This window comes from Streptomyces sp. NBC_01390 (assembly GCF_045040105.1).
Lineage (GTDB): Bacteria > Actinomycetota > Actinomycetes > Streptomycetales > Streptomycetaceae > Streptomyces.
In genome coordinates, this window is the sequence record NZ_CP109551.1 from 6548758 (window position 1) to 6561589 (window position 12832).

A 12832-nucleotide genomic window follows, 5' to 3' on the forward strand; every position below is an offset into this window, starting at 1 on the left:
CAGCGGTCAGCAGCTCTTCGGGGTGCTGGAGGGCGCCGGCGCCGGACCGGCCAGTGCGGCCAGGGCCTGGTCGGCGTCCTTCTTGCTGGTCAGAGCCGTGAAGGCGGTGCCGATGAGCAGGTCGACCTCGGTGGCCGACGCGCGGGTGTCGGTCTTCACCTGGGCGCCGGCGAGCTGGGTGCCGAGCACGGGCAGGGCGGCCTCGGCGGCCGACTTCGCGCCGAGCACCATGCCGGTTCCGGCGATCTTCTTGTCGTAGGCCTTGGGCGCGTTGCCGACGTCGCCGATGCGGAAGCCGCGCCTGCGCAGCTCGTCCGCCGCCTGCTTGGCGAGGCCACTGCGGGGCGTGGCGTTCAGCACGTTGACGGTGATCCGGTTGGGCTTGGGCAGCGCTCTGACGGTCCTCGGCGGTGTTGTCGGCGTCGGTGACGCCTTCGTCGCGCAGTCCGTCTTGGGGCCCGCGGCCGTGGCCTTGCTGCCGCCGCCGGTGAAGACGTCGATGAGCTGCAAGGTGCCCCAGCCGATCAGGCCGAGGGCGACGATGGAGGCCACGAGTCCGAACACGAACTTGCGGCGTCCCCGGGGTCGGCGCATCCGCGGGTACTTGTCCCCCGTGATGCGGTACTGGCCGCCCATTCCGGGGGGAGTCAGCATGCTCATGGGCGCAGCGTAGTGCGCCCGGGCGGTGATGCCTACTAAATGATCATTGACCCGGCCGCAGTACTACCCGAAAGGGCCAATAAGCGTCGTGAGGACGGTGTGGACGGCCGTCAGTCCATTTCGAGGACGCGGGCGTGCAGTACCTGGCGTTGCTGGAGGGCCGCCCGGACCGCGCGGTGCAGACCGTCCTCCAGATACAGGTCGCCCTGCCACTTCACGACGTGCGCGAAGAGGTCGCCGTAGAACGTGGAGTCCTCGGCGAGCAGGGTTTCCAGGTCGAGCTGGCCCTTGGTCGTCACGAGCTGATCGAGGCGGACCGGGCGCGGCGCGACGTCCGCCCACTGCCGGGTGCTTTCCCGGCCGTGGTCGGGGTACGGCCGGCCGTTTCCGATGCGCTTGAAGATCACACGGAAAGCCTACCGGTCCAGACGTTCCGGGCGCAGCCATGGAGACGGAGTGCGACGCTGGAAAAGATGCTGTAAATCGGTGCAAACCGGAAGAGGGGCCCGACATGAGCGACAGCGAGACCGTGCCTTCGGCCGCCGCGAAGGCCCCCGCGGAGCCCATGCCACCGGCAAACGCGCCCGACTCACCACCACGTACGCCCGGGAGCGCTCCCGCGCTCCCCCAGCCGGCCCTGGAGATCGCCGCCGGGTACGCCTTCACCGGCCCGGCACTCGATCTGGGCGCCCTGCTGTGGGACGGGACGTGCCTCCCGGACGCCCAGATCCGTATCCCGCTCCCCATGCTCAACCGGCACGGTCTGGTCGCGGGGGCCACCGGCACCGGCAAGACGAAGACACTCCAGCTGATCGCCGAACAGCTCAGCGCCCAAGGTGTGCCCGTTTTCCTGGCCGATGTGAAGGGTGACGTGTCCGGCATCTCCGCGCCGGGGCAGACGGGCGAGGGAGGGCGGGCGAACGACCGCGTCGCCGCCCGGGCCGCCGAGGTGCACCAGAAGTGGACGGCGACCGGCTTCCCCGCCGAGTTCTACGCGCTCGGCGGTCTCGGCCACGGCATCCCGGTGCGGGCCACGATCACCAGTTTCGGCCCGGTGCTGCTGTCCAAGGTGCTCCAGTTCAACCAGACCCAGGAGCAGTCGCTCGGCCTGGTCTTCCACTACGCCGACCAGAAGGGGCTGGACCTGGTCGACCTGAAGGACCTGCGGGCCGTCGTCGCGTTCCTCACCTCCGACGAGGGCAAGCCCGAGCTGAAGAACATCGGCGGGCTGTCGACGGCCACGGCCGGGGTGATCCTGCGTTCCCTCACCGCCTTCGAGGCACAGGGCATGGCGGACTTCTTCGGCGAACCGGAGTTCGACACGGCCGAGCTGCTGCGCACGGCCCCGGACGGCCGGGGCGTGGTCTCGGTGCTCGAACTGCCCGCCGTCCAGGACCGGCCGCAGCTGTTCTCGACCTTCCTGATGTGGCTCCTGGCCGACCTCTTCCACGACCTCCCGGAGGTCGGCGACGCCGACAAGCCCAGGCTCGTCTTCTTCTTCGACGAGGCGCATCTGCTCTTCAAGGACGCGTCGAAGGCGTTCCTGGACGCGATCACACAGACCGTCCGCCTCATCCGCTCCAAGGGGGTGGGCGTGTTCTTCGTGACGCAGACCCCGCGAGACGTGCCCGCCGACGTCCTCGCCCAGCTCGGCAACCGCGTCCAGCACGCGCTGCGCGCCTTCACCCCCGACGACCAGAAGGCCCTCAGGGCCACCGTGCAGACCTTCCCGAACTCGGCGTACGACCTGGAGGAGCTGCTCACCGGCCTCGGGACGGGCGAGGCGGTGGTCACCGTCCTGAGCGAGAAGGGCGCCCCGACTCCGGTCGCCGCGACCCGCCTGCGCGCGCCCGAGTCCCTGATGGGCCCCGTCGACGCGGCCGTTCTCGACCAGGCGGTCAGGTCCTCGAAGCTCTACGACCGTTACGCACAGGCTGTGGACAGAGAGTCGGCCTACGAGAAACTGACGGCCGCGCAGACCTCCGGCGGAGCCAAGGGCCCGGACGAGATGAGGTCCAAGGAGCCCAGCAGTCCCAGCAGTCCCAGCAGGTCCAAAGAGCCGAAGGAGTCCAGGGAGCCGAGGGAGTCGGACGATGGCGGCTCTGTCGTCCAACAGGTGGTGGGCAGTGGCATGTTCAAGTCCCTGGCCCGTTCCCTGGGCACCCAGATCGGCCGGGAGATCACCCGCTCCGTCTTCGGTACGGCACGGCGGAGGCGGTAGCCCACCGGGGCCCCGCCCCCGCCGCCCGGTCAGCGGCCCCGCTTCTCCGGGGGCCGCTGCCGCTCGGCTCCCTTCACCTGCGGTTCCTGCGATTTCGGTGTGTTGCGGGCGGCCTCGGCGCGCAGAAGGGCGCGCAGGACCGCGTAGGGGTCGATCGCCATGGCGGTGTTCCTTGTCCCGTGTGGCGTGCTGGGTGGGCTGGGGGTACTGACTGATGGACCGGGGAGCCGGTGCTGTCAGCAGCGCAGGACCACCGAGCGCGGGGCGGGCGTGGACCGTGGCGGTACGGGGAGCGGGTGGGTCGTCCGCGCCGGCGCGCGCCGTGCCGCCCGCGGGCCGGGTACGGGGCGCAGGGCTACGACGCCGCGGTGGCCGTACCGGGCCGGCGGGCGCAGGGCGCTGTCGTGGACGTCGTGCTCGGCGGCTGTACCGCTCGAAACGACCGACTCGGCCGCTCCGCATTGTGCTGCCGTCCCCGGCACGAGCAGGGCGAGCAGGGTGAGCAGCAGGACGACGGCCCGGAGCCAGGCGGTCCGGCGAACGGCGTACGAGGCGTACGGGGTGCGCGCGGCGGGGCTCATGGGAGGTGATCTCCCCGCCGCACGGACGGGGCTGATCCTTCCGGGCCCGAGATCCGCTCACTCGGCCTACCGGCGGTCTACCGGCGGCCCACCGGCTGGGGGCCGGTGTCGCGGGCGCCTACTTGCCGGCGGCCTTCGCCGCCTTCGCCGCGGCCTTCATCTCCTGCTTGTGGGCGCGCACCTTGACCAGGGACTCCGGGCCGGTGATGTCGGCGACGGAGCGAAAGGACTTCGGTTCGCCGTAGGCACCGGCGGCCTCACGCCAGCCCTTGGGTTGTACGCCGAGCTGCTTGCCGAGCAGGGCCAGGAAGATCTGGGCCTTCTGCTTGCCGAAGCCGGGCAGGTCGCCGAGGCGCTTGAGCAGTTCCTGGCCGGTCGTCGCGTCCCGCCAGACGCCCTCGGCGTCGCCGTCGTAGTGCTCGACGAGGTACTGGCAGAGCTGCTGGACCCGCTTGGCCATCGAGCCGGGGTACCGGTGCACGGCCGGCTTGTCGGAGAGGAGCGCGGCGAAGGCGTCGGGGTCGTACGCCGCGATCTCGTGCGCGTCGAGGTCGTCGGCGCCCAGTCGCTGGGCGATGGTCGCAGGTCCCCTGAACGCCCACTCCATCGGAACTTGCTGGTCGAGCAGCATTCCGGTCAGCGCGGCGAGCGCACTGCGGCCGAGGAGCGCGTCGGCCTCGGGGTCCTGGGCGAGGTGGAGAGTGACGTCCATGGCTCGATCATGCCTCGATCGGGGCAGGGGTGCCCTACGGCCGCCAGTACCCCAGCCCGTGCACTCGCTGTTTCGGCAGCCCCGCGTCCTTGCGGAAGTAGCTCGTCAGGGCCCGGGTCGTGGCCGTGTCGCAGGCGATCCACACGTACGAGTCGGCGGTGCGCGTCAGGAGGTCCGGGAAGGCCGAGCGGACCTCGGCGACCAGGTGGGCGCCCGTGTCCCGGCGGGGCACCGGGCGGACGTCGTGACGGCCGGGGGTGGTGCGGAAGGGGTAGCCGTCGGTGCCGTGGTCCGACTCGAACCAGATCGTCGCCGGGGTCGAGCCGAACGCGTCGAGGAGGGAGTTGAGCGCGGGCAGCGATGCCGGGTCGCCGATCGCGAAGATGTGCGAGGGGTCCGGTTCGGGGCGGGTGAAGCCGGTGCCCTGGACCGTCGCCTCGATGGTGTCGCCGGGTTTCGCCGTCCGCGCCCAGTCGCTCGCGCATCCCTCGTGGAGCGCGAATTCGAGGCTGAACGTGCCCGCCCGGGGGTCCGGATCGACCAGGGTGTACGCCCGCTGGTGCGGCTTGCCCGCGTTGTCGAACCAGAGCCGCACCCACATCGTGGGGTGGACGCCGGTGGCCGAAAGCATGCCCCCGTCGGTGAGATGGAGGCGCCGGTAGTGCGGGGTGACGTCCTCGGCGTCCGTCACGGTGAAGAGGAAGTCCTTGCCCCGGAAGAGCTTGAGGACAGCGCCCTCCCAGCCGCGACGGCCCTGGCTGTGGCCATGGCCCTGTTCCTGCCGGCTCTGCTGCCCCTGCGCCACGACTTCTCCGCCCCTCGCGTACGATTCCGGCACAACTTACTTAGGTAAGGCTAACCTAAAGCACAGTTTCGGACCCAGTGAGGATACGGATATGGCCACCGAGATCTACCGCGACGCCTGGGGAATCCCGCACCTGCGGGCGAGCGACGCGCTCGAACTCGCCCGTGGCCAGGGCCGCGTCACCGCCCTCGACCGGGCCTGGCAGCTGGAGGTCGAGCGCCACCGCGCGCAGGGCACCTCGGCCGTGTTCCTGGGCGCCGAGGCGGTCGGCTGGGACGTGTTCGCCAGACGTGCGCGTCTCGACGACACCGCGAGGCACTGCTACGCCACCCTGGAGAGACGGGACCCCGAAACCGCCGCCTGGGTGCGTGCGTACACGGACGGTGTCAACGCCGGGCTGGGAGAAGGGGCCCGCCGGGCACCCGAGTTCGCCGCGACCGGTCTGGCGCCCGGGCGCTGGGAGCCCTGGACCCCGCTCGGCGTCTGGCTGGCCACGCACATCCTGTTCGCCGGCTTCCCGGCCAAGCTCTGGCGCGAACAGGTCGTCGCGAAGCTGGGCGCCGACGCCGTCGCCCTGTTCGCCACCGACGGACCCGGCACCTCCGGCAGCAACGGCTGGCTGGTGAGCGGTGAACGGTCGGTCACCGGGCTCCCGTTGCTCGCCGGCGACCCGCACCGCTACATCGAGGATCCCGGCGTCTACCAGCAAGTACGGCTCTCCTGCCCGGAGTTCGACGTCGTCGGGTTCGCCGTCCCGGGCGTTCCCGGCATCGCCCACTTCGGCCACACCGGCACGGCCGCCTGGGCCATCACCAATGGCATGGCCGACTATCAGGACCTGTACGAGGAGCGAATCCGCCGTGTGGGTGCGGGAGTTGAGGCCCTCGATCCTGACGGGACGTGGAGGCCGGCTCATGTGCACCGGGAAGTGGTCGAGGTCGCGGGCGGGGAGTCCGTCGAGGTCGAGGTGATCGAGACCGGGCGGGGGCCGGTGGTGATCGGCGGCCCCGATGACGGTCGTACGGAAACCATCAGCCTGCGCCACCCGCCCCGCGTCACCGGCGACCTCGGCTTCTCCGCCCTCCTCCCCCTTCTCCGCGCCCGTCGCGTCGCCGACATCGACCGGGCCCTCGACCTGTGGGCCGAGCCCGTCAACGTCGTCCTTGCCGCCGACACCGAGGGCGGGCTGCTGCACCGGGTCGCGGGCCACGTCCCCGTACGCGCCGAGGTCAACCGGACCCGGCTCGCGCGGGCCTGGGAACCCGGTCACGAGTGGCACGGCCGGCACGAGACGCCGTACGGCACCGTCGACGACGGCCTCGCCGTCATGGCCAACCAGCGCGGCCCGTCGACCCCCCTCGGCGTCGAGTTCGCGCCGCCGCACCGGGCGGACCGTATCCGCGACCTCCTTGAGGAGAGGAAGCGGTGGTCGGCGGCCGACCTGTCCGCCGTCCATATGGACACCCACCTCGCCTCCGCCCGCCCGCTCCTCGGCCTCCTCGCCGCCCTCGATCCTCTCGACGGTTTGACGGCCGAGGAGGCAGAGCTCCGCGACAGCCTTCTCCGCTGGGACTGCCGGATGGACGCCGACAGCACGGACGCGGCGTCGTACGCGGCCCTGCGCTCCGCCGTCGTACGCCGCCTCGCAGCTCACCCCGCCTTCGCCGCACTGGCCGTCCCGCCCGCGTACCCCGAGATCTTCCGCCCCTGGCTCGCGCTGCTACCCCGGATCGCCTTCGCGCTCGAAGGGCTCCTGGGAACAGAGGAGTTGTACGGGATCGACCGCACCGCCCTCGTCAGGGAAGCCGTCACCGAGGTGGCCGCCGAGCCGACGACCGGGACCGCGACCTGGGGCGAGCGTCACCGGCTGGCCCCCTGGCGGGCACTTCCCACCACCCCGCACTCCCCGCCCGCCCTCAACTCCCCTGACTCCTCCGATGCCGAACCCGGGCTCTCCGGTGACCACGACTGTGTGCTCTGCACCTCCTCCGTTCCCGGTCTGACCGACCTCAGCGCGCGTGGGCCCGCCGCCCGGTACGTCTGGGATCTGGCCCGGCGCGAGGACAGCCTCTGGGTGGTGCCCCTCGGCGCCTCCGGCGTTCCCGGGTCCGCCCACAACCGCGATCAACTCCCCCTGTGGACAAGAGGAGACCTCGTCCCGGTCGTCACCGACTGGACGCGGCTGACGAAGGAGACTCACGAAGGAGAACCGACAGGTGATGAGCGACGTGACGACCGCTGAGCCGTACGCGGCCCGGGCCGCCCTGCACGAGCGAGTGGTCGACGGGTTCGGTGCCGTGCGCGTGCTGCGGCTCGACCCCGTCGTCGACGTGGGCGTGGTGCACGGCTGGGTGAGTGGGCAGGAGGCCGGGTTCTGGGGCATGAACGGGTTCACGGAGCAACAAGTCGCCGAGATCTACGGCCACTTGGACACCCTCGACACCCATCACGCCTATCTGCTGGTGAAGGAAGGTACGGCGGTCGGGCTGCTCCAGACGTACGAGCCCGAGGCCGACCGGGTGGGCGATTGCTACCCCGTCGAGCCCGGCGACATCGGCGTACATCTGCTGCTCGCGCCCGCCGGGGCGGCGGGCGTGAGTCCCGGGTGGTCCGGAGTGCTGATGGGGGTGCTGGCGGAGTTCGTGCTGGTCAGGCTCGGGCGGCGGCGGGTCGTGGTCGATCCCGATGTGGCGAACGAGAAGGCCGTCGCCCGTTTTCTGCGGCAGGGGTTCGTGCCCGGGCCCGTCGTCGTCCTGCCCGAGATCGATCTGCCGGACGTGTACCTGCCGGAGAAGCGTGCCCAACTGGCTTTTCTGCGTCGGGAGGTAGCTTTTCCCGGGTGACCACGACCTCAGGACATCCGACGCCCGCCGACCTGATCGCCCACTACGGCCTGGAGCCGATCCCGCGTGAGGGCGGGCTCTTCCAGCGTACGTGGGCGGGGCCCGAGCGGGCCGACGGGCGGCCGGAGGGCTCGGCGATCGTCGCGCTGCTGACCGCCGAGCCCGGTGACTTCTCCGCGCTGCACCGGCTGCCGTCGGACGAGGTCTGGCACTTCTACCTCGGCGATCCCCTCGAGCTGCTGCTCCTCGCGCCGGACGGCACCTCCCGGACGGTCGTGCTCGGGCCCGGCCTCCTGCACGGGCAGGAGCCCCAGCTCACCGTGGACGCCGGCACCTGGATGGGCGCGCGGGTCGTCGAGGGAGGCGCGTGGACGTTCTTCGGGTGCACGATGGCGCCCGGATTCACCTACGAGGGGTACGAGCACGGGGACGCCGCCGAACTGACCGCGCGATATCCGGCGGAGGCGGCTCGCATCGGGGCACTGTGTCGGCCATGAGGCCTTCCACGTCATCCACGTCATCCCCTTCCTCATCGATGAGGTCACCCGTGCCGCCAGCCACGCCGTCGTCCGTGCGGTCGTCCGTCAGTTCCGCGGGACTTCTCGCCGGGCAGGTCGCCCTGGTGACGGGGGCCGGTGGCGGGGTCGGGCGCGGGATCGTGGCGCGGTTCGCGGCGGAGGGGGCCGCTGTCGCCCTGCACTGCCGGACGTCGGACGAGGGTGTCCGTGAGGTGGCCGCGCGGATCGAGCGGTCGGGCGGGCGGGCCGTCGTACTGCGGGCCGATCTCACCGTCGAGGACGAGTGCCGGCGGGTGGTGCGGGAGGCCGCCGAGTGGGGCGGCGGGCGGCTCGACGCGCTGGTCAACAACGCGGGCGTGCAACCGGTCCAGGAACTGGCCGGGATGACGGTCGCCGACTGGCGGGCGGTCGTCGACACGAACGTCCTCAGCGTCTTCGCCAGTACGCAGGCCGCGGCGGAGGTCATGCGGGAGCAGGCGCGTGAGAGCGACGGCCGGGGCGGCGGCAGCGTCACGCACATCGCCTCCATCGAGGCCACGCACCCGGCGCCCGGTCACGCCCACTACTGCGCCTCGAAGGCTGCGGTCCTGGCGCACGCCCGGTCGGCGGCTCTCGAATACGGGCCGTACGGAATCCGCGTCAACACCGTCTCGCCCGGGCTCGTCGACCGGGAAGGGCTGGCCGACGACTGGCCCGAGGGGGTGCGGCGATGGCAACAGGCGGCGCCCGTAGGGAGGTTGGGCCGGCCCGAGGACATCGGCGACGCGTGCGTGTTCCTCGCCTCCCGGCTGGCGTCCTGGGTCAGCGGGCACGACCTGGTGGTCGACGGCGGGGTGTCCGCCCGCCCCACGTGGTGAAGACCACGGCGAATCCGGTTCCGGCGAGGTGAGCGGGGCACCAGGATCGTCCGTACGTATACGAGAGCCGAAAAGTCCCGAAGACGGAGAAGGTACGTGGGCCGACTGCGGAACCAAGGTGTACGGGCATGTGGGCGGAACGTCCGGGGAGTTCAGCGGGCGGTGCTGCTGGGCACCATGCTCGTGCTGTTCCTCCTCGTCGGCGGGGCCGGTACCGCCTCCGCGCACGCGGCTCTGCGGGACACCGACCCCCGGGACGGAAGCGTCCTCGACTCCGCGCCCCGACAGGTCACCCTGAGCTTCACCGAGTCCGTCGGCCTGCTCGACGACTCCTTCCGCGTCTTCGACCCCGACGGCCGGCGTGTGAGCACCGGTGAGGCCAAGCATGTGGAGGGCCGTTCCGACGGAGTGCGCGTCAGCCTCCCCAAGGGCCTCGGCAAGGGCACGTTCACCGTGGCCTGGCGGGTCGTCTCGGCGGACAGCCACCCCATCTCGGGCGCCTTCACCTTCTCCGTCGGGGAGCCCTCCGCGACCCCGACCGTGGTCGACACCGGCCCCACCGAGAACGCGGCCACGAGCGCCCTCTACGACATCTTCCGCTACCTCGCGTACGCGGCTCTGGCGCTGCTGGTCGGCACCGTCGTCTTCGTCCTCGTCTGCCGGCCGCCCGGCACGGGCCCCCTGCGCAGACTGGTCCTGACGGGCTGGTGGACCCTCCTGGTGTCCACCGTCGCCCTGGTTGTGCTGCGCGGCCCGTACGAGGCCGGCACCGCACCTTCCGGTGCCTTCGACCTGTCGGTCCTGGAACGGACCGTGACCAGCAGGCCCGGTCTGGCACTTCTGGTCCGGCTCGCCCTGCTGGCCGCAACGGCCGTACTGCTGGCGGTAGTCGTACGCCGCCGGCGGCACGCCGACGGAGAGTCGGGCGGCGACCGTGAGCGGTCGGTTCTCCTCGCCGCCGGGGGTGTGCTCGCGCTCGGTCTCACGCTGACGTGGGCCGCCGCCGAGCACGCGTCGGCCGGTATCCAGGTGCCGGTGGCGATGACGTCCTCGGTGCTGCATCTGCTCGCCATGGCCGCGTGGCTGGGCGGCCTCGCGGCCCTGCTCACCCTCCTCCAGGCGGAGGAGCCGCTCCCGGCTTCCACCGTCGGCCGTTTCTCCCGGCTGGCCTTCGCCTCCGTGGCCGTCCTGACCGTCACCGGGGTCTACCAGTCCTGGCGCGGCCTCGGCTCGTGGGACGCCATCACCGGTACGTCGTACGGCCGGATCCTGATCGCCAAGGTGTGCGCGGTGGCGCTGCTGCTGGTGGCGGCCGGGTTCTCGCGCCGGTGGACAGGGCAGTTGACGGCACCTCAGGCGACGGAGGCGGCCGAGGCGGCGGAGGTGGACGCCGAGGCGAAGGTCGAGACAAAGGTCAAGGTCGAGGCGAAGGTCGGGGAACGGGTGCCGGAGACGGTCGGCGGTCCGGCGGTGCGGTCCGGTGAGAGCGACGCCCCAAGTGACGTGCCCCCGGCCGACGCGCCCTCCCTTTCCGCTTCCTACCGTCGGCGGCTCCGCCGTTCCGTGCTGGCCGAAGTGGCCGTCGGGATCGCGGTGTTGGTGATCACGACCGTCCTGACGACCACCCTGCCGGGCCGGGCCGCGGCCGAGGCGGCGGAGGCCGCCAAGGACGCTCCGACGCCCGGGGTGATCAGCGCGTCCACGACGACGATCCCCTTCGACGTTGGCACACCGGGCGGACACGGCAAGGTGCAGGTCACCCTCGAACCGGGCCGAGTCGGCGAGAACACCGTGCAGGCCGTCGTGTTCGGCCCCGACGACGGCTTCGCGATCGTCCCCGAACTCCGTATCTCCTTCTCCCTTCCCAGCAAGGCGATCGGCCCTCTGAACGCCGAAGTCACCGACCAGGGCGGCTACTGGGGCACCAACACCCTCAACCTCCCGATCGCCGGCACCTGGACCATGAAGGTCACCATCCGGACCTCCGATGTGGACCAGGTGAGCGTGTCGCGGAAGGTGAAGATCGGTAGCTGACCCGCCCCGACGGCCGGAGCCGCCGAGGCGCTCGAAGTCGGCCGGCCCCGGGCGGAACCACATCGCCAGGACAATCGGGTAGACGAGGTAGCCGAATCGGGTGGCCGGGATCAGGCACATCGCCAGGCCCAGGCCGACGGCGAGCCGGTCGGCCGCCGCCCGGACGGTGTGCGGCGGCCGGACCACGAGCGACGCCGCCACCGCCACGGCACTCGCGACCAGCAGTGCGACCGCGAGGACGAAGCCGCCGGGCACGTACTCGGCGAGCAGATGCCCGGGCAGGGGGCTCGTGGCTGGGGAACGGACGCCGCCCTTGCCCAGGGGGAACAGCACCACGTGCTCGACGAAGGCGCGCGGGTCGGCCAGGGCGACCGGTACGACGGCCGCCGCCGCTGTCAGGAGGGCGGTCACCGTAGCGCGTACGGCCGTGCAGCGGCCCGCCGTGACGGCGATCAGGACGAGACCGACGGGGAGAAGGGGCCAGGCGGTCCACTTCAGGGCCGCCGCGGCACCCATCGCCAGCCCGGCCGCGACCCCGGCCGCCCGGCCGGAACCGCCCCGGCCGGAACCGGTCCGGCCGGCCAGCGCGAGCCCCAGACACATCAGCCCGATCACCGGCAGATCCACCCCGCCGACGGCGAGAGGCAGCGCCACGGCCGGGAAGGAGAGCAGCAGGGCCGCGGCACGAGTCGAGTCGCTCGGTCGCGCCCGATCGGCCGTACGGGAGCTGTTGGCTGTACGGAGCCGGGACCTGTTGCCCGGACGGGACCTGGTGGCGTACAGGCAGGCGACGAAGGCCGCGCAGAACCACAGCCGGGCGTCCGCGAGCGGGGCCGCCGGGGTGTTGCCCAGGAGGGCGTGCGGGAGGCCGAAGACGGCCATGCCGGGCAGGTACGGGTTGTAGTCGTCCACGGTCACGGGGTGGGGCGCGTACGGGCTGCCCGTGTGCAGCAGCAGGGCGCCCGAGTGTTCGACGACCCCGACCTCGGACTGGGCCCCGCCGAGCACGACCAGCAGGGTCAGGGGGAGCAGCACCGCGCCGACGCCTGCCACCCGCAGTGCTGCCCGGCTCTCCCAGGGGCGTGGGGCGCGGGCCGCCAGTATCGCCGCCGTGCCGTATCCGAAGGCCGCGCAGACGCCCCACACGCGGTGCGGGGACAGGGTCGTGGTCAGCGTTAGGCCGAGTGCGAAGGCGGCGCAGGCCAGGAAATGGACGACGTCCCAGCGGACCGAGTGCCGGGTCGAATGTCGGACCGAGCGTTGGGTCAGGCGCCGGACCGAGTGTCGGGTCGGGCGCCGGGATGGACGCCCGGCCGAGGGGTCGGTGAGGTGCCTGCCGGTCACCGGGGGCGCCGGGGCGGTGGTCGTGCTGGACATGGGCGGGCTCCTGCCGGCTGCGGCTGACGTGGCGTGATCACCCGACGTGTCGGCCGACGAGTGGCCTGGCGTGATCGTCACCAATGTCGTTTGCGGCCCGGTCCGCCCGCCTCGGCCGAAAGGTCAGCGTTCGTGCTCGGGGGAGGCGTGCGCCCTGGCCGAACGGCCGAGGGGAGGATTTGCGTCGCGCGTTTGCCATCTGTCTGTTAGCAAAGCTTCACGTC

General features: G+C 71.9%; 12 protein-coding genes and 1 pseudogene. 6 read left to right on the forward strand and 7 right to left on the reverse strand.

Going from position 1 to position 12832, the window contains the following annotated elements; all coding sequences use genetic code 11:
* Positions 1 to 6: 6 nt before the first annotated feature.
* Both OG241_RS29475 and OG241_RS29480 read right to left on the reverse strand, forming a co-directional pair.
* Entirely contained in the window at positions 7 to 660 is a 654-nt protein-coding gene (locus tag OG241_RS29475; protein WP_405819432.1) for a LytR C-terminal domain-containing protein, read from the reverse strand.
* Positions 661 to 770: 110 nt separating this feature from the next.
* Positions 771 to 1067, reverse strand: coding sequence for a type II toxin-antitoxin system VapB family antitoxin (locus OG241_RS29480; protein WP_006377352.1), 297 nt, complete (start codon positions 1065 to 1067; stop codon positions 771 to 773).
* Between the two features lie 104 nt (positions 1068 to 1171).
* Here OG241_RS29480 and OG241_RS29485 point away from each other — a divergent pair, with 104 nt between their 5' ends.
* On the forward strand, positions 1172 to 2881 hold the full coding sequence (locus OG241_RS29485; RefSeq protein WP_405819434.1) for a helicase HerA-like domain-containing protein: 1710 nt from the start codon (positions 1172 to 1174) through the stop codon (positions 2879 to 2881).
* Positions 2882 to 2910: 29 nt separating this feature from the next.
* Here the strand turns inward: OG241_RS29485 and OG241_RS29490 are convergent, their stop codons facing one another.
* From OG241_RS29490 to OG241_RS29505, 4 genes are all read right to left on the reverse strand, one after another.
* Positions 2911 to 3042 (reverse strand): hypothetical protein, encoded by a 132-nt coding sequence (locus OG241_RS29490; RefSeq protein ID WP_405819435.1) that lies wholly within the window; start codon positions 3040 to 3042, stop codon positions 2911 to 2913.
* 75 nt (positions 3043 to 3117) lie between these two features.
* Positions 3118 to 3462: a hypothetical protein gene (locus OG241_RS29495; RefSeq protein ID WP_405819437.1), complete on the reverse strand. Its 345-nt coding sequence runs from the start codon at positions 3460 to 3462 to the stop codon at positions 3118 to 3120.
* Positions 3463 to 3580: 118 nt separating this feature from the next.
* Positions 3581 to 4174 (reverse strand): HhH-GPD-type base excision DNA repair protein, encoded by a 594-nt coding sequence (locus OG241_RS29500; protein WP_405819439.1) that lies wholly within the window; start codon positions 4172 to 4174, stop codon positions 3581 to 3583.
* A gap of 34 nt (positions 4175 to 4208) precedes the next feature.
* Positions 4209 to 4979, reverse strand: a complete 771-nt coding sequence (locus OG241_RS29505) for a siderophore-interacting protein (protein WP_405819441.1) — start codon at positions 4977 to 4979, stop codon at positions 4209 to 4211.
* Between the two features lie 91 nt (positions 4980 to 5070).
* On the opposite strand from OG241_RS29505, the gene OG241_RS29510 reads away from it, so the two are divergent.
* The 5 genes from OG241_RS29510 to OG241_RS29530 all read left to right on the forward strand — a co-directional run bounded on the left by OG241_RS29510 (position 5071) and on the right by OG241_RS29530 (position 11231).
* Positions 5071 to 7221: a penicillin acylase family protein gene (locus tag OG241_RS29510; RefSeq protein WP_405819443.1), complete on the forward strand. Its 2151-nt coding sequence runs from the start codon at positions 5071 to 5073 to the stop codon at positions 7219 to 7221.
* Positions 7199 to 7822, forward strand: coding sequence for a GNAT family N-acetyltransferase (locus tag OG241_RS29515; RefSeq protein ID WP_405819445.1), 624 nt, complete (start codon positions 7199 to 7201; stop codon positions 7820 to 7822). Before OG241_RS29510 ends, OG241_RS29515 begins: the two co-directional genes overlap by 23 nt.
* A complete protein-coding gene (locus OG241_RS29520) occupies positions 7819 to 8319 on the forward strand; it encodes a cupin domain-containing protein (protein WP_405819447.1) in 501 nt (166 codons plus the stop codon). Before OG241_RS29515 ends, OG241_RS29520 begins: the two co-directional genes overlap by 4 nt.
* 38 nt (positions 8320 to 8357) lie before the next feature.
* The gene (locus tag OG241_RS29525; RefSeq protein ID WP_405819449.1) at positions 8358 to 9197 is read left to right on the forward strand and encodes an SDR family NAD(P)-dependent oxidoreductase; all 840 of its coding nucleotides are present in this window, start codon (positions 8358 to 8360) and stop codon (positions 9195 to 9197) included.
* A 162-nt stretch (positions 9198 to 9359) separates the two neighbouring features.
* Positions 9360 to 11231 (forward strand): copper resistance CopC/CopD family protein, encoded by a 1872-nt coding sequence (locus OG241_RS29530; protein ID WP_405819450.1) that lies wholly within the window; start codon positions 9360 to 9362, stop codon positions 11229 to 11231.
* A 168-nt stretch (positions 11232 to 11399) separates the two neighbouring features.
* Here the strand turns inward: OG241_RS29530 and OG241_RS29535 are convergent.
* A pseudogene (locus tag OG241_RS29535) lies at positions 11400 to 12608 on the reverse strand (hypothetical protein); the annotation flags it as partial.
* Between the last annotated feature and the right edge of the window lie 224 nt (positions 12609 to 12832).